Genomic DNA, 16,166 nt, shown 5'->3' on the forward strand with positions numbered 1-16,166 from the left:
CATCGACCTCGCCGACGCGGTGGCGAAGGTCCTCGGCGTGAAGCTGGAGCGCCAGGACGCCTCCTTCGAGACCATCCTGCCGGCCCTCGGCAGCGCCACCGTCAGCCGTGTCCTCAACGGCAAGGCGGGGGTGGCCGGCGCGACCCGGCACAAGGTCCTCGCGGCGCTCGACGTGCTCGGTTACGAGCGTCCCGTCCGGCTCAAACGCCGCAGCGCGGGCCTCGTCGGGCTCGTCGTGCCCGAGCTGACCAACCCGATCTTCCCGGCCTTCGCGCAGGTCGTCGAGCAGGTCCTCGCCGGACACGGCTACACCCCGGTCCTCTGCACCCAGATGCCCGGCGGCGCCACCGAGGACGAACTCGTCGACCAGCTCGTGGAGCGCGGGGTGGCCGGCATCGTCTTCCTCTCCGGGCTGCACGCGGACGCCACCGCCGACCCCGCGCGCTACGCCCGGCTGACAGAGCGGGGCGTCCCGTACGTCCTCATCAACGGCTACAACGAGCACATCGACGCCAACTTCGTCTCCCCGGACGACCGGGCCGCGGCCAGGATGGCCGTCCGGCACCTGGTCGAGCTGGGCCACGAGCGGATCGGCCTCGCCATCGGCCCCACCCGGTACGTGCCCTCGCGCCGCAAGGCCGAGGGCTTCGCCGCCGAGCTGTACGAGCTCCTCGGCGTCGACCGGGCCGAGGCCGAACGGTTCATCAGGCCCACGCTCTTCGGCGTCGAGGGCGGGCACGCGGCTGCCGACATCCTGCTCCGCGAGGGCTGCACGGGCATCGTCTGCGCCTCCGACCTGATGGCGCTCGGCGTGATCCGCGCCGTGCGCGCCCGCGGCCTCGACGTGCCCGGCGACGTCTCCGTCGTCGGCTTCGACGACTCGCCGCTCATCGCCTTCACCAGCCCCCCGCTCTCCACCGTGCGCCAGCCCGTGCAGGCCATGGCGACGGCGGCCGTCGGCGCGCTCCTGGAGGAGATCGAGGGGAATCCGGTGCAGCGCACGGAGTTCGTCTTCCAGCCGGAGCTGGTGGTGCGCGGTTCCACGGCGCAGCCGCCCGGCCGGCTTCCGCACGTCCTTTCGTAACAACTCATGCCGAGGCGTCCGGAGGGTTGACCGGGCGCCGGGGCACTCATACGGTCACGGCTGAAAACAGTTGCTGAACTTTTCGGCAACTTCTTGCGACAGTGAAGTCAGCAGGAGGAGACATGGCCAGAAAGACCGTGGCAGCTGCACTCGCCCTCGTGGCGGGAGCCGCTGCGGCCGTCACGGGCAACGCCCCGGCGCAGGCCGCCCCACCCGGCGAGAAGGACGTCACCGCGGTGATGTTCGAATGGAACTTCGCCTCGGTGGCCCGCGAGTGCACCGAGCGCCTCGGCCCCGCCGGATACGGATACGTCCAGGTGTCCCCGCCCCAGGAGCGCATCCAGGGCCCTCAGTGGTGGACCGCCTACCAGCCGGTCAGCTACAAGATCGCCGGCCCGCTCGGCGACCGCACAGCCTTCAAGAGCATGGTCGACACCTGTCACGCCGCCGGTGTGAAGGTCGTCGCCGACAGCGTCATCAACCACATGGCGAACTCCTCGGGCACGGGAACGGGCGGGACCTCGTTCTCCAAGTACGACTACCCGGGCCTCTACTCCGGTGCGGACATGGACGACTGCCGCTCCACCATCTCCAACTACCAGGACCGCGCCAACGTCCAGAACTGCGAACTGGTCCAGCTCCCCGACCTCGACACCGGCGAGGACTACGTCCGTGGCCGGATAGCCGGGTACATGAACGACCTGCTGTCGCTCGGCGTCGACGGCTTCCGCGTCGACGCCGCCAAGCACATGCCGGCCGCCGACCTCGCGAACATCAAGTCCCGGCTGACGAATCCTTCCGTCTACTGGAAGCAGGAGGCCATCCACGGCGCCGGCGAGGCAGTCTCCCCGAGCGAGTACCTCGGCAACGGCGACGTCCAGGAGTTCCGCTACGCCCGCGACCTCAAGCGGGTCCTGCAGAGCGAGAAGCTCGCCTACCTCAAGAACTTCGGCGAGGCCTGGGGCTACATGCCCTCCGGCCAGTCCGGCGTCTTCGTCGACAACCACGACACCGAGCGCGGCGGCGACAGTCTCAACTACAAGGACGGCGCGAACTACACCCTCGCCTCCGTCTTCATGCTCGCCTGGCCCTACGGCTCCCCGGACGTCCACTCCGGCTACGAGTGGACCGACAAGGACGCCGGCGCCCCCAACAACCACCAGGTGAACGCCTGCTACAGCGACGGCTGGAAGTGCCAGCACGCCTGGCGCGAGATCTCCTCCATGGTGGCCTTCCGCAACACCGCCCGCGGGCAGGCCGTCACGAACTGGTGGGACAACGGCGGCAACGCGATCGCGTTCGGCCGCGGCTCCAAGGCGTACGTGGCGATCAACCACGAGGCCTCCGCCCTGACCAGGACCTTCCAGACCTCCCTGCCCGCCGGCAGCTACTGCGACGTGCAGTCGAACACCGCCGTCACGGTGAACTCCTCCGGACAGTTCACGGCCACCCTCGCCGCGAACACCGCCCTCGCCCTGCACACCGGGGCCATGACCTGCGGCGGCACCACCCAGCCGGTCGCCGCCGGCACCTCCTTCAACGTGAACGCCACCACGGTCACCGGCCAGAACATCTACGTCACCGGCAACCGCGCCGAGCTCGGCAACTGGGCCCCCGCCTCCGCCCTCAAGCTCGACCCGGCCGCGTACCCCGTCTGGAAGCTGACGGTGTCCCTGCCCGCCGGAACGGCCTTCGAGTACAAGTACATCCGCAAGGACGCGGCCGGAAACGTCACCTGGGAATCCGGCGCCAACCGCACCGCGACGGTCCCCGCCTCGGGCCAGATCGTCCTGAACGACACCTTCCGCAACTGAGCCTCCCCTCCTCGCAAGGGCCGTCCCGCCGGGGCGGCCCTCTCTTCCCGTACCTTCAGGGAGCACCCCCGTGATACGCAAGAGAACGGCGGTCGCGCTGGCCGCCGCGCTGTGCGCCGCCCTCGTGCCCGCCGTCCCCGCGACGGCCGCGCCCCGGCCGCCCGCCCCGCCCTCCGACAAGGCGCTCGCCGCCCAGCCGGCCCGCCAGGACCTCACCCGTGAGCAGTTCTACTTCGTCCTGCCGGACCGGTTCGCCAACGGCGACGCCTCCAACGACCGGGGCGGGCTCACCGGCAGCCGTCTGGAGACCGGCTTCGACCCCGCCGACAAGGGCTTCTACCAGGGCGGCGACCTCAAGGGCCTGACCGAGCGGCTCGACTACATCAAGGGCCTGGGCACCACCGCGATCTGGATGGCGCCGATCTTCAAGAACCGGCCCGTCCAGGGCACCGGCAAGGACGCCTCCGCCGGCTACCACGGGTACTGGATCACCGACTTCACCCAGGTCGACCCCCACTTCGGGACCAACGAGGACCTGGAGAGGCTGATCGCCGCCGCCCACGCCAAGGGCATGAAGGTCTTCTTCGACGTCATCACCAACCACACCGCCGACACCGTCGACTACGCCGAGAAGAAGTACGGCTACCGCCCCAAGGGCGCCTACCCCTACCTGGACAGCACCGGCCGGCCCTTCGACGACCGGACCGCGATCGGGAAGGTGGACGCGGACTCCTTCCCGTACACGCCGACGACGACCGGCGGCAAGGTCCCGTCCTGGCTGAACGACCCCACGATGTACCACAACCGGGGCGACTCCACCTGGGCCGGGGAGTCCGCCGAGTACGGCGACTTCGTCGGCCTGGACGACCTGTGGACCGAGCGCCCCGAGGTCGTCGAGGGCATGAAGAGGATCTACGAGAAGTGGGTCCGCGACTTCAAGATCGACGGGTTCCGCATCGACACCGTCAAGCACGTGGACCTGGACTTCTGGACCCAGTGGGCCACCGCCCTCGACGCGTACGCGAAGAAGCAGGGCCGCGAGGACTTCTTCATGTTCGGCGAGGTGTACTCCGCCGACACCGCCGTCACCTCCCCGTACGTCACCCGGGGCCGGCTCGACGCTACCCTCGACTTCCCCTTCCAGGACGCCGCCCGCGCCTTCGCCTCCCAGGGCGCCGGCGCCGACCGCCTCGCCAAGGTCTTCGCCGAGGACTACCGGTACACCACCGACAAGGCCAACGCCTACGAGCAGGTCACCTTCCTCGGCAACCACGACATGGGCCGCATCGGCGCCTTCCTCAAGCAGGACAACCCGAACGCGTCCGACGAGGAACTCGTCCGCCGCGACCGCCTCGCCAACGAGCTGATGTTCCTCTCCCGGGGCAACCCGGTGGTCTACTACGGCGACGAGCAGGGCTTCACCGGCCCCGGCGGCGACAAGGACGCCCGCCAGACCCTCTTCGCCTCGAAGGCCGCCGACTACCTCGACGACGACCAGCTCGGCACCGACCGCACCCACGCCTCCGACGCGTACGACACCACGCACCCGCTGTACCGCTCGATCGCCGCCCTCTCGAAGCTCACCCGGGAGAACCCGGCCCTCCGCGACGGCGTCCAGCGGGAACGGTACGCCGAGGGCTCCGTCTACGCCTTCACCCGCACCGACCCGAAGACACGGACCGAGTACCTGGTCGCCGTCAACGGCGCCACCGAGCCGAAGACCGTCACCGTCCCCGTCGACTCCGCCGGCCTGCGTGCCCTGTACGGGGGTCAGGGCGCCGTCACGGCTTCCCGGGGCAAGGTCACCGTCACCGTCCCGGCGCTCTCCTCCCTCGTCCTCAAGGCCGACGCCCCGCTCGCGGCTCCCGCCACGAAGCCCACCGTGACGCTCAAGGCCCCGGCCGCCGGCTCCACCGGCACCGTCGAACTCTCCGCCGACGTCACCGGCGACGGCCTGAACCGGGTCGTCTTCGCCGCCCAGGTCGGCGACGGCCGCTGGCAGACCCTCGGCACCGCCGACCACGCCCCCTACAAGGTCACCCAGCACGTCACCGCCCCCGCCGGCACCGCCCTGCGCTACAAGGCCGTCGTCGTGGACGGCGCCGGCCGCACCGCGAGCGCCCTCGCCGCCACCACCGCCGGCGCGCCCCCGGCCCTGGAGAAGCCGGTCGCCGTCGAGCGGCCCTACGCCGTCGTGCACTACAAGCGCCAGGACGGCGACTACGACGGCTGGAAGCTGAAGGCCGCCGGCCAGGAGGCCGCCTTCACCGGCCGCGACGCCTTCGGCGCCTTCGCCTGGGTCAAGGTCCCCGAGGGCGCCTCCACCGTCCCGTACACCGTCGAGAAGGACGGCACCGCCGACGGCCCGCAGCGCAGCGTCAGCCTCGGCCGCACCGGCGAGGTCTGGATCACCCAGGGCGCCGACGGCCAGTCCGACACGAACCCGGCCCCCGCCACCCCCGACACGACCAAGGCCGTCATCCACTACCAGCGGGCCGACGGGAACTACGACGGCTGGGGCCTCCACACCTGGACCGGCGCCGCCCAGCCCACCGACTGGTCCAAGCCCCTCATGCCCGTCCGCACCGACGCGTACGGCGCGGTCTACGAGGTCCCGCTCACCGAGGGCGCGAGCTCCCTCTCGTACATCCTCCACAAGGGCGACGAGAAGGACCTGCCCACCGACCAGTCCCTCGACCTCGCCACCTACGGCCACGAGGTCTGGCTGCTCGGCGGACAGCCGAAGTACCTCCTCCCCACCACCGGCGGCGCCCCGAACCTCGACCTCGGCAAGGCCGAGGCCCAGTGGATCGACCGGAACACCGTCGTCTGGAAGGTGAAGACCACCGACGCCACCAGCCAGCAGCTGGTGTACGCGAAGGACGGCGGGCTCACCGTCACCGACGGCGCCCTGAACGACGAGGGCCGCTGGCTCCGCCTCACCCCGTCCGCGCTCACCGACGCCCAGAAGGCGAAGTTCCCGCACCTCAAGGACTACCCCGCCTTCACCGTCGACCCGCGCGACGCCGACCGCGTCCGGGACTCCCTGCGCGGCCAGCTGATCGCCACCCAGCGCGCCGCCAACGGCGCCCTGCTCGCCGCCACCGGCGTCCAGACCGCCGGAATCCTCGACGACCTGTACGCGTCGAAGGCCACGCAGGCGCAGCTCGGCCCGGTCTTCCGGAACGGCCGCCCCACCCTTTCCCTCTGGGCCCCCACCGCGCAGGCCGTCTCTCTCGAACTCGACGGGAAGACCCTGCCCATGCGACGCGACCCCGCCTCCGGCGTCTGGTCCGTCACCGGCCCCCGGACCTGGGCGGGCAAGCCGTACCGGTACGTCGTGAAGGTCTGGGCGCCCAGCGTTCAGAAGCTCGTCGAGAACCGGGTCACCGACCCCTACTCCACCGCCCTCACCACCGACTCCGCCCGCAGCCTCGTCGTCGACCTCGCCGACCCGAAGCTCGCCCCCGCCGGCTGGAAGACCCTGAGGAAGCCCGCCGCCGTGCCGCTGCGGGACGCCCAGATCCAGGAACTCCACATCCGTGACTTCTCGGTCGCGGACCCCACGGCCGAGGCCGGCCACCGGGGCACCTACCTCGCCTTCACCGACAAGGACAGCAAGGGCTCGCGGCACCTCCGCGACCTCGCCGCCTCCGGCACCTCCTACGTCCACCTCCTCCCGGCCTTCGACCTCGGCACCGTCCCCGAGAAGAAGTCGGACCAGACCGCCCCCGCCTGCGACCTGAAGGTCTACGCCCCGGACTCGGCGGAACAGCAGGCGTGCGTGACCGCCGCCGCGGCCAAGGACGCCTACAACTGGGGCTACGACCCGCTGCACTACACGGTTCCGGAGGGTTCCTACTCCACCGACCCGAACGGCACCCGTCGCACGGTCGAGTTCCGGCAGATGGTCCAGGCCCTCAACGGCGACGGACTGCGCACCGTCATGGACGTCGTCTACAACCACACCGTCGCCGCCGGACAGTCCGACAAGTCCGTCCTCGACAGGATCGTCCCCGGCTACTACCAGCGCCTCCAGGCCGACGGCTCCGTCGCCACCTCCACCTGCTGCGCCAACACCGCGACCGAGAACGCCATGATGGGCAAGCTCGTCGTCGACTCGGTCGTCACCTGGGCCAAGGAGTACAAGGTCGACGGCTTCCGCTTCGACCTCATGGGCCACCACCCGAAGGCCAACATCCTCGCCGTGCGCAAGGCCCTCGACGGGCTGACCGTCGAGAAGGACGGCGTCGACGGCAAGGCGATCGTCCTCTACGGCGAGGGCTGGAACTTCGGCGAGGTCGCCGACGACGCCCGCTTCGTCCAGGCCACCCAGAAGAACATGGCCGGCACCGGCATCGCCACCTTCTCCGACCGGGCCCGCGACGCCGTCCGCGGCGGCGGCCCCTTCGACGAGGACCCCGGCGTCCAGGGCTTCGCCTCCGGCCTCTACACCGACCCCAACACGTCGAAGGCCAACGGCACCCCGGCCGAGCAGAAGGCCCGCCTCCTGCACTACCAGGACCTCATCAAGATCGGCCTGACCGGCAACCTCGCCGACTACACCTTCACCGACACCTCGGGCCGTACGGTCAAGGGCAGCCAGGTCGACTACAACGGCGCCCCCGCCGGATACGCCGCCGCCCCCGGCGACGCCCTCGCCTACACCGACGCCCACGACAACGAGTCCCTGTACGACGCGCTCGCCTTCAAGCTGCCGGCGGACACCTCCCCGGCCGACCGCGCCCGCATGCAGGTCCTCGCCATGGCGACGGCCACCCTCTCGCAGGGCCCGGCCCTCTCCCAGGCCGGCTCGGACCTGCTGCGCTCCAAGTCCCTGGACCGCAACTCCTTCGACAGCGGCGACTGGTTCAACGCCATCCACTGGGACTGCCGCGACGGCAACGGCTTCGGCCGCGGCCTGCCGCCCGCCGCCGACAACAAGGCCAAGTGGTCCTACGGCAAGCCGCTGCTCGTGAACCCGGCCCTCACGGCCGGCTGCGCGCAGATCGACGGCGCCTCCGCCGCCTACCGGGACCTGCAGAAGATCCGTACCACCGAGCCGGCGTTCTCCCTGGCCACGGCGGACCGCGTCCAGCAGGCCCTGTCCTTCCCGCTCTCCGGCCGCGACGAGACCCCGGGCGTCATCACCATGCGTCTCGGTGACCTGGTGGTCGTCCTCAACGCGACCCCGAGCGGCACCTCGCAGAAGATCGCCGACCTGGCCGGGAAGGGCTACCGCCTCCACCCGGTCCAGGCCGGCGGGTCCGACGCCGTGGTGAAGTCGGCCGCGTACGAGCGGGCCTCGGGCACCTTCACGGTCCCGGCGCGGACGGTGGCCGTCTTCAAGGCCGGGTGAGCGGCCGCTCCATCAGCGTGACCCCGTACCGGGTCCCGTCGGCGGCGACCTTCCCCGGCTCCTCGCCGACGACCCGGTAGCCCGCGGCTTCGTAGTACGTACGGAGCCGCGGGTTGCTCGACACGCAGTCGAGCCGTGCGACCGCCCGCCCGCGGGCCGCGATCCGTTCCTCGGCGTGCGCGAGCAGCGCCCGCCCCGTACCGGCGGGCGCGGCCTCCCGGTCGGCCATCAGCCGGTGCACGTACCCGGCGACCGGGGGCTGCGGCCCCCAGGCCTGCTCGTCCTCCCACCACAGCTCGTACGCGCCGACCGCCCGCCCCGCGTGGGACGCGAGCCACACCTCGCCCGAGGCGATCCGTTCCCGGAAGTGCTCGGCGCTCTTCCCGCCCGGTTTCCACTGGTCGATGCCGTTGCGCAGCATCCAGAGAGCCGCCCCGTCGAACAACCCCACCAGAAGGTCGAGATCGCGTTCGTCCGCCTGCCGGAAGGTCACTTGTGTCGTCATGGTGATCACCGTAAAGGTGTGGCCAGACATCCGACAGCAATATCCCCTCTGGCCGGGAGTGACCCTCATGCCGCAGATCACCGTCGACTACTCCGTGCCCCTCGACCGGCGCGGCTTCGCTCTCGCCCTGCACCCGATCGTCGTGGAGACGGTCGACGCCACGCTCGACGCGTGCAAGACCCGGTTCCGGGAGGTCGAGGAGGTGGTCGTCGGCGACGGGGCGGCCGACGACCACATCGTGCACGTCGACATCGCCCTGCTGTCCGGCCGTACGGACGAGGCCAAGGCACGGCTCGCCGAAGCCGTCCTCGCCCTGCTGCCCGCCCACCTCAAGGCGAAGGAGGGCGTCCACCTCTCCGTCGAGGTCCACGACCTCGACGGGTCCTACCGCAAGCGCTGATCGGGAACGAGGGGGACGAGCGCCGAGAGCCTGGCCACCAGGTCTCCGAAGGGCCCGTCGGCCGGCTCGTCCGCGAGGATCCGTACGAGGATCTCCGCCATCTCCGCGTCGTACGCGGCGCTCACCGCCGCCAGCGCGGCGAAGTCGTGCACGAGCTGGAGCTCCAGCTCCGCGCGCGGGACCCGGCGGCCGTCCAGCCACAGCAGCGCCGTCGACTCGGCGAGCGACACCCAGGAGCGGACGACCAGTTCGAGCCGGGCGGTGGGCTTCTCGACCGCCAGATGGGCCAGGATCTGCTCGTACGCGGCCTGCCGGACCTCGTCGATCATCGCGTTCGTCGTGGACGAGCCGACCGCGGGGCCGCCGCGCATCAGCGCTGCGAAGCCCGGCCCGTGCTCGTCCACGAAGTCGAAGAACCGGCCCATCACCCGCAGCAGCCGCGCCCCGAGCGGCCCGCGCGGCGGCTCCACGAAGCGGGCCGCCAGCTCGTCCGCCGCCCGCCGCAGCGCCGCCTCGTAGAGGCTCTGCTTACCGGGGAAGTAGTGGTAGACCAGCGGCCGCGAGATGCCCGCGGCCGCGGCGATCTCGTCGATGGAGACCTCGTCGGGAGAGCGGTGGCCGAAGAGTTCGAGGGCCACCCCGATCAGCTGCTGCTTGCGCTCCTCGACGCCCATCCTGCGGCGCACCCCGGTCGTCATACGAACAGCCTAACCGCGTCCGTTACGCTCCTGCCCCATGAGCGCTTCCGACCAGGACACCCCGGCAGCAGAGACCGAAGAGACCGAAGAGACGGAAGAGACCGCACAGGCCGAAGAGACCGAACAGGCCGACGAACTCGACGAACTCGACGCGACGGAGTCCCCTGCCGAGGGGCTCACCCCGAAGCAGGCGCGGCGGCTGCGCGTCGCCGCCGCGTCCGTGCTCCTGGTCGCCCTCGCCGTGGTGCTCGTCATCCGGCTCGCGAGCCGTACGTCCGTCCTGGTCGTCGGCGTGTACGGACTCGCCATGATCCTCTGCGGGATCGTGATCGAGCTCTCCCGCAACGGCCGCACCCGCCTCGGCACCTGGCTCCTGGCGGGCGGTCTCCTCACCGCGCTGGCCCTGGACTGGCTGGTCCTGCCGTAACCGTCGTCACAGGTCCAGGACGAGCCGCTTCCCCGCGCAGCGCGAGACGCAGATCAGCATCGAGTCGTCCCGCTCGTCGTCGGTGAGCAGTTCGTCCCGGTGGTCGATCTCGCCCTCCAGGACCCGCTGTCGGCAGGTGCCGCAGAAGCCCTGCCGGCAGGAGTACATGAGGCCGGGGACCTCCTCGCGGACCGCCGACAGGAGCGACTGGTCGGCCGCCACCGTCAACGTGCGCCCGGAGCGGCGCAGTTCGACCTCGAAGGCGGTGCCGCCGGTGGTCGCGGCGGCCGTGAAGCGCTCCAGCCGCGGCGCCCGGCCCTCCGGCATCGCCGCGCCCACCGCGTCCATCAGGCCGTCGGGCCCGCAGCAGTAGACGGCCGTCCCGTCGGGCAGGTGCGCGAGGAACTCGAGGTCGGGGAAGCCGGATTCGTCCTCGGCGACGACGGTCACGCGGTCGCCGCCCAGCGCCTCGATCTCCGTCAGGTACGGCATGGTGGCCCGGCTCCGCCCGCAGTACACGAGCCGCCAGTCCGCCCCGGCCGCCTCGGCGGCCCGGAGCATCGGCACGACGGGGGTGATGCCGATGCCGCCGGCGACGAAGACGTACGCGGGGGAGGCGACCAGCGGGAAGCGGTTGCGGGGCCCCCGGATCTCGATCTCCACGCCCTCGTGGAGCTGCTCGTGCACCTCGCGCGAGCCGCCCCGGCCGTCCTCGACGAGGCGGGTGGCCACCGTGTACGCCGACGGGTCGCCCGGATCGCCGCAGAGCGAGTACTGCCGGACGAGCCCGGAGGGCAGGACGAGGTCGATGTGGGCGCCCGGCTGCCAGGCGGGCAGCCCGGCGCCCTCCAGGCGGAGTTCGACGACGCCTTCGGCGGGCGTGGTGCGCCCGGTGACCAGGACCTTGCGCGGGACGGTGCTGCCCCGGCCGTAGCCGGAGACGGGCACGTCGAGGGCGGGCATCGGCCAGAGCGGGGCGGTGCTCATCCGGCTGCGGACGGCACGGCGGACGAGCAGCGCGGCCCCGGCGGCGAGGGCGACGGTGGTGAAGCGGGGCATCAGCGGCCTCCGTTGGCGCCGGGGGAGGAGGCCAGGTAGGCCATGGCCTGCGCGGTGTCGCCCTCCTGGGAGGGGTGGTAGGCGCGGCTGAGGTAGCGGGGTATGGAGCGCAGCATGGCCGGGGTGGAGGGCAGCACGCCCTGCCGGCCCCTGCGGACGAAGTCCGTGAAGGAGGCCTTCGGGTCGAGCAGGCTGGGGTCGTTCTCCATGAAGAAGCGGATGCCCCGCTGCCAGAGGAAGACCAGCGCGGAGAAGGCGAGCGCCCAGGTGCGGGCGCGGCGCCGGTAGCCGCCGTCGAGGTGCATGAAGAGCTCGAAGGCGACCGCGCGGTGCTCGACCTCCTCCGCCCCGTGCCAGCGCAGCAGGTCCAGCATGGTCGGGTCGGCGCCGACCCGGTCGAGCGCGTCGGCGTTGAGGACCCAGTCGCCGAGGAAGGCGGTGTAGTGCTCGATGGCGGCGATCAGCGCGACCCGCTCCATCAGCCACCAGCGGCGCGGCCGGCCGGGCGGCAGGGTGCGGTCGCCGAGGAGCTTCTCGAAGAACCAGTCGACCTGCGCGGTGTACGGGGTGGGGTCGAGGCCCAGCTTCCGCAGGTGGGGGAGGACGTCGTCGTGGGCCTGGGAGTGGATGGCCTCCTGGCCGATGAAGCCGATGACGTCCTCGCGCAGCCGGTCGTCGGTGATGTACGGCAGCGCCTGCTTGTAGACGTGGACGAACCAGCGCTCGCCGGCCGGCAGCAGCAGGTGCAGCACGTTGATCGTGTGCGTGGTGAAGGGGTCGCCCGGTACCCAGTGGAGCGGTGTCTCCTCCCAGTCGAAGGAGACCTTGCGGGCTTTGAGCTCGACGTGCTCCGACGCCACCGGTGCAGGCTGCGTATTAGACATGATGTCAATGTACTGAGGGGTAGGGCGTGGCAACAGGCCCGTGCGCCGTCTTTTCGCTCCCGTTACCTCCGGTCACGGCGGGGCGGCGGTCGCCTGGTCACCGCAGGGCGGCGGTTGCTGGATCACCGCAGGGCGGCGGTCGCCCGGTCACCGCAGGGCCGTCCTTCGGGTGCCGTCCCCCAGGGTGCCGTTCAGGTCCGCCCGCGCGCCCGCCGTCGCCCGTACCGCCAGGAGCGGCCCGGCCGAGCGGCCCTTCACCCCGCCCGAGACCTCCAGGGACGTGAAGTCCGGGCTGCCCGCCGCCAGGACGAACCAGCCGCCGCCCGGCGCCTGCCACAGCACGCCCGCCAGGACCCGGGGATCCCGCACCCCACAGGCCGGCGAACCCTCGGAGCGGGCCGCGAGCGCCGCCGGGATCCCGGGCGACGGGACCAGGAACTGGGCGAGGACCCGGCTGCCCGTGCCCCGCCAGGTCTCCGCGCGCGTGCACACCCAGGTGCCGTGCCCGGCGCCCCCGGGCAGCGGCTGCCGCGCGAACCGCCAGGCGTTCACCGACCGCACCCCGTGCGCCCGTACCTCCGCCAACTGGCACGCCGTCCGCGCCCACGCCTCCCGCGCCTCCGTCCCCGTCGCGTCCACGGGCGCGGCGGGCGGCCCCCACAGCAGCCGGGCCGGCGCGAGCTCGCCCAGGTCGGTGAGGAGCCGCGTCCCCGAACCGTCCCGCACCTGGAGGGTGTTCCACCGGGTACAGGCGCCGCCCCGCGCGGGAGTCGGCACGGGGTCGGTCACCCCGTCGGCGTCCCGCACCAGCGGCCGCGGCGCCTTCGCGGGCGCGAGGAGGTCCCGTACGGCCGTCTCCCGCACCCACGGGGCCGTCAGATAGCGGACGTTGCCCGCCGCGCGGGAGACGACCAGCGCCGCCGAACCGACCGGGTCGGCCGCGTCCGTCCGCGCGAAGTCCAGCGCGGCCCCCGCCGTCCCCTCGACCGGCTCCGCGTACCGCACGGCCCGCAGCCCGTCGTGGAAGAGCACCACCCGCATGGCGTCGACCCGCCCCGCGAACAGCAGTTGCGGCGGCCCCATCGGCGGCCCGACGGGCGTTCCGGGCGTCGCGGAGGACCGCACGGAGCCGCCGGGCCGGGCCCACACGGCGAGCGCCCGCCGCAGCAGCGCGCTGTCGCCGGTCAGCCCGCCGCGCGCGGGCCACACCGAGAAGTCCCACCGCGTCGCCCCCGGCCAGACAGTCGGGTCCACCCGCTTGACCGCACCGGGGTCGAGGGCGGCCTCGGCGGCGGGGTTACGGGCGTACGAGGGCGCCGCAGCACCGTTTCTGCCCCAGCCGTCCCCGGGCAGCCCGAGCAGCGTCCCGCACACCACGAGCGCCACGACGGCGACGAACGCGGCCCGGGCGTGCTGCCGCCGCCGCATCAGATCGGTCGGCCGCGCCTGCAGGGCACACGGATCGAACTCGTCGGACTCGAGCAGGGCGGCACCGCTGAGCCGCCGGGGGAGATCGGGAGCGCCACCGGTACGAGACGACCCGGAGACCCTCCCGGACGCGGCACCGGCACCCGGCGGGAGCGGGGGCCTCCCGGGCGCGGCGCCGGCACCTGGCGGGGCCGGGGGGCTCCCGGGCGCGGCGCCGGCACCCGGCGGCACCGAGGGCCCGCCGGCTCCGGCCTGCTCGTCGCCCCGGGCCCGGCCGGACTCGCCGCCTCCGCCCCGGCCGTAGCCTCCGGCTCCGTCACGGTCTCCGAGCGCCGGGGCGACGCCTGCGGCAGTGCCCCCGGGCCCTCCGGCCCGTACGGTGCCGCCGGGAGCGGCGGCACCGTCGGCCTCCCCGGCTCCGGGACCGTCCGCCCGTCCGCCGGTCCCGCCCACGAGCCCGGCCCGGCCCGTCCCGCCACCGTTGGAACGGCCACCGGCCCTGCCCGGCCCGGCCTGCTCGCCCACCCGGTCGGGGCGGCCGTGCTGGGGGCCGGCACCGGAGGCGCCGGCTCCGGACGGGGTCCCGGGTCTCCGGGGGGCGCCCTGTTCGCCGACGCGGAACGCGTCAGGGGCGGGGCCCTCCGACGCGTCCGGCGCGGCCGCGTCCAGCGCGTCCGCCTCCGCCAGGGCCGCCGCCGGGTCCTCGACGCCCGCCGCCGCCAGGACGCGCAGGACCTCCGGGTCGCCCTGGCGCTCCAGGCCGCGGAGCACGTACGCCGCGCGGCCGGGACCGGAGAGCCGGGACAGCCGCTGGTCCAGGGCGAGCTCGTCGGCGCCGCCGACCCGGGGGAAGAGCCGGAGCCCCCACACGTGCGGGAGCAGCGGCGGGAACTGGGCCCGGCGCGGCAGCGCGAGGCGCCGGAGCGGCAGCCCGGCGATCAGCGCCTGCCGCAGCACCTCGCCCCGTACGTACGCGTAGCCCGGATCCACCGCGTCCTCGTCCCGCCGCGGGCCGGGCACCGCAGGGCCCGGGACCCGGCGGCGGGGCAGCGACCGCTGGACGAGGGCGTGCGCGGTCAGCACCCGGCGGTTGCGGCCGAGCGCCGGCGGCAGGACGAGATAGGCGATGCGGACGAGCCGTGGATACCGCTCGACGAGAGCGGCCTCGGCCTGTTCGACGTCGACGGGGCCCACGGGCGAGGGAACGAGATCCTGGGTGCTCACGTTCAGCAGAACGAGCGATTCTTCCGATGGTCACCCCGGACCCGTACGGGGGAGGTTCAGGCCGCCGGGACCGTCAGGCGCTCGCGGATCAGCTCCGTCACCTCGTCCGGGACGCCGAGGCCCTCCCGTACGTACTTCTCCATCGTCCCGTGCCGGACCGCCACTTCGTCGAGCGCCGCGTCCAGGTACTCGGGCAGGACCCCGATCAGTTCGAGCGCGAGCTCGGGGTCGCCGCCCTGGGCCGTGAAGCCCTCGATCATGGGCGCGAACGCCAGCCGTACCGCCGGGTTGACCGCCAGGTACTCGGCCCGCACGGTCTCCTCGTCCGCGCCGAGCAGGGACAGGAGGACCGTCGCCGCCCAGCCCGTACGGTCCTTGCCCGCCGAGCAGTGGAAGAGCAGCGGCCCGGCGTCCGGCGCGCCCAGCTCGTCGAGCAGGGCCCGGTAGGAGGCGCGGGCGGAGTCGCTCGACACGAAGGTCCGGTAGGTCCGGGCGAAGGCCGCACGGACCCGGCCGCCGCCGAGGTGCTCCTCGGCGAGCGCCGGATCGGCGAGCAGGGTCTTCAGGCGGGCGGCCGGCGGCAGCCCGCTGCCGGCCAGGTAGTCGGCGAGGACGTCCGCGACGAGCAGCCGGGCGCCGGACGGCAGCCGGTCCGGCCGGTCGCGGCGCTCGGTCTCCGTCCGGAAGTCGACGACGGTACGGATGCCCAGGCCCGCCACGGCGGGCTCGGCCGGGTCGAGCCGGTCGAGCAGCGCGGAGCGGAGGACGAGACCGGGCCGGACCGCACGCCCGCCGCCCAGCGGCAGGCCGCCGAGATCGCGGAGGTTGGCGACGGAGGTGGCGGGGATGGCGGGCATGGCGTCGACTCCTCCGATTCGTGCGTGTTCCTGTCGAACGGTAGTGGATCGCCCCGATCCGAGCAGACCCCCACGGCTCGCACCACGCCCGCCCCCGCCCGTGTGGGCAATCGTCCCGCCCTCACCCACCCCCGTGTGGGCAATCGTCCCGCCCTCACCCACCCCCCGTGTGGGCAATCGTCCCGCTGGGGCGGGACGGGTGGGCACACGGGACGGCGCCTTCAGCGGCGCCTCCGCGTTCCGGGCCTTGACCCGCACCCCAGCCGGCGGCGCGCAACGAAGTGCGGGTTCAGGCGCGGGAGCCTCTGGCGCCGGCAAGGGCTACTGGGAGGCGCGGACCATCTCCAGGTTCTCGTCGAGGGTGGTGCGCAGGGCGAGCTCGACGTGCCGGTCGTGCGACTTGGCGACCAGGGTGATCACCGGAGCG

Annotated in this window: 11 protein-coding genes; 5 read left to right on the plus strand and 6 right to left on the minus strand. The window is 73.0% G+C overall.

Translation table 11 applies throughout. The features are described 5' to 3' along the window. Window positions 1–37: 37 nt before the first annotated feature. From ABZ318_RS34665 to pulA, 3 genes are all read left to right on the plus strand, one after another. Window positions 38–1,084: a LacI family DNA-binding transcriptional regulator gene (locus tag ABZ318_RS34665; protein WP_356906428.1), complete on the plus strand. Its 1,047-nt coding sequence runs from the start codon at window positions 38–40 to the stop codon at window positions 1,082–1,084. 122 nt (window positions 1,085–1,206) lie between these two features. Further along, complete coding sequence (locus ABZ318_RS34670; RefSeq protein WP_356906418.1) at window positions 1,207–2,898, plus strand: carbohydrate-binding module family 20 domain-containing protein; 1,692 nt, start codon at window positions 1,207–1,209, stop codon at window positions 2,896–2,898. A gap of 70 nt (window positions 2,899–2,968) precedes the next feature. Continuing rightward, entirely contained in the window at window positions 2,969–8,257 is a 5,289-nt protein-coding gene (gene pulA, locus ABZ318_RS34675) for a pullulanase-type alpha-1,6-glucosidase (protein ID WP_356906419.1), read from the plus strand. Here pulA and ABZ318_RS34680 read toward each other — a convergent pair. Next, the gene (locus ABZ318_RS34680; RefSeq protein WP_356906420.1) at window positions 8,244–8,762 is read right to left on the minus strand and encodes a GNAT family N-acetyltransferase; all 519 of its coding nucleotides are present in this window, start codon (window positions 8,760–8,762) and stop codon (window positions 8,244–8,246) included. The two genes, pulA and ABZ318_RS34680, sit on opposite strands and share 14 nt — an antisense overlap. Before the next feature lie 67 nt (window positions 8,763–8,829). On the opposite strand from ABZ318_RS34680, the gene ABZ318_RS34685 reads away from it, so the two are divergent. Next, window positions 8,830–9,162 (plus strand): isomerase, encoded by a 333-nt coding sequence (locus ABZ318_RS34685; RefSeq protein ID WP_356906421.1) that lies wholly within the window; start codon window positions 8,830–8,832, stop codon window positions 9,160–9,162. On the opposite strand, the gene ABZ318_RS34690 is transcribed toward ABZ318_RS34685, so the two are convergent. Then, on the minus strand, window positions 9,147–9,860 hold the full coding sequence (locus ABZ318_RS34690) for a TetR/AcrR family transcriptional regulator (protein WP_356906422.1): 714 nt from the start codon (window positions 9,858–9,860) through the stop codon (window positions 9,147–9,149). The genes ABZ318_RS34685 and ABZ318_RS34690 overlap by 16 nt on opposite strands. A gap of 37 nt (window positions 9,861–9,897) precedes the next feature. Here ABZ318_RS34690 and ABZ318_RS34695 point away from each other — a divergent pair, with 37 nt between their 5' ends. Further along, window positions 9,898–10,287: a hypothetical protein gene (locus tag ABZ318_RS34695; protein ID WP_356906423.1), complete on the plus strand. Its 390-nt coding sequence runs from the start codon at window positions 9,898–9,900 to the stop codon at window positions 10,285–10,287. Window positions 10,288–10,293: 6 nt separating this feature from the next. Here ABZ318_RS34695 and ABZ318_RS34700 read toward each other — a convergent pair whose 3' ends face one another. From ABZ318_RS34700 to ABZ318_RS34715, 4 genes are all read right to left on the minus strand, one after another. Then, entirely contained in the window at window positions 10,294–11,346 is a 1,053-nt protein-coding gene (locus ABZ318_RS34700) for a PDR/VanB family oxidoreductase (RefSeq protein ID WP_356906424.1), read from the minus strand. Continuing rightward, window positions 11,346–12,230: a metal-dependent hydrolase gene (locus ABZ318_RS34705; protein ID WP_356906425.1), complete on the minus strand. Its 885-nt coding sequence runs from the start codon at window positions 12,228–12,230 to the stop codon at window positions 11,346–11,348. The genes ABZ318_RS34700 and ABZ318_RS34705 overlap by 1 nt, the downstream gene beginning before the upstream one ends. A gap of 147 nt (window positions 12,231–12,377) precedes the next feature. Continuing rightward, window positions 12,378–14,882: a hypothetical protein gene (locus tag ABZ318_RS34710; RefSeq protein WP_356906426.1), complete on the minus strand. Its 2,505-nt coding sequence runs from the start codon at window positions 14,880–14,882 to the stop codon at window positions 12,378–12,380. A gap of 56 nt (window positions 14,883–14,938) precedes the next feature. Next, window positions 14,939–15,739, minus strand: a complete 801-nt coding sequence (locus ABZ318_RS34715; protein ID WP_356906427.1) for a tyrosine-protein phosphatase — start codon at window positions 15,737–15,739, stop codon at window positions 14,939–14,941. Window positions 15,740–16,166 lie beyond the last annotated feature (427 nt).

Origin of the sequence: Streptomyces sp. NPDC006197 (genome assembly GCF_040613865.1) — a bacterium.
Classification (GTDB): domain Bacteria; phylum Actinomycetota; class Actinomycetes; order Streptomycetales; family Streptomycetaceae; genus Streptomyces.

Excerpts from the sequence above, each read along its gene's own strand:
- ABZ318_RS34685 (WP_356906421.1), top strand. The coding sequence starts at position 8,830 with ATGCCGCAGATCACCGTCGACTACTCCGTGCCCCTCGACCGGCGCGGC.
- ABZ318_RS34680 (WP_356906420.1), bottom strand. The coding sequence starts at position 8,762 with ATGACGACACAAGTGACCTTCCGGCAGGCGGACGAACGCGATCTCGAC.
- ABZ318_RS34670 (WP_356906418.1), top strand. The coding sequence starts at position 1,207 with ATGGCCAGAAAGACCGTGGCAGCTGCACTCGCCCTCGTGGCGGGAGCC.
- ABZ318_RS34700 (WP_356906424.1), bottom strand. The coding sequence starts at position 11,346 with ATGCCCCGCTTCACCACCGTCGCCCTCGCCGCCGGGGCCGCGCTGCTC.
- ABZ318_RS34695 (WP_356906423.1), top strand. The coding sequence starts at position 9,898 with ATGAGCGCTTCCGACCAGGACACCCCGGCAGCAGAGACCGAAGAGACC.
- ABZ318_RS34705 (WP_356906425.1), bottom strand. The coding sequence starts at position 12,230 with ATGTCTAATACGCAGCCTGCACCGGTGGCGTCGGAGCACGTCGAGCTC.
- ABZ318_RS34690 (WP_356906422.1), bottom strand. The coding sequence starts at position 9,860 with ATGACGACCGGGGTGCGCCGCAGGATGGGCGTCGAGGAGCGCAAGCAG.
- ABZ318_RS34715 (WP_356906427.1), bottom strand. The coding sequence starts at position 15,739 with ATGCCCGCCATCCCCGCCACCTCCGTCGCCAACCTCCGCGATCTCGGC.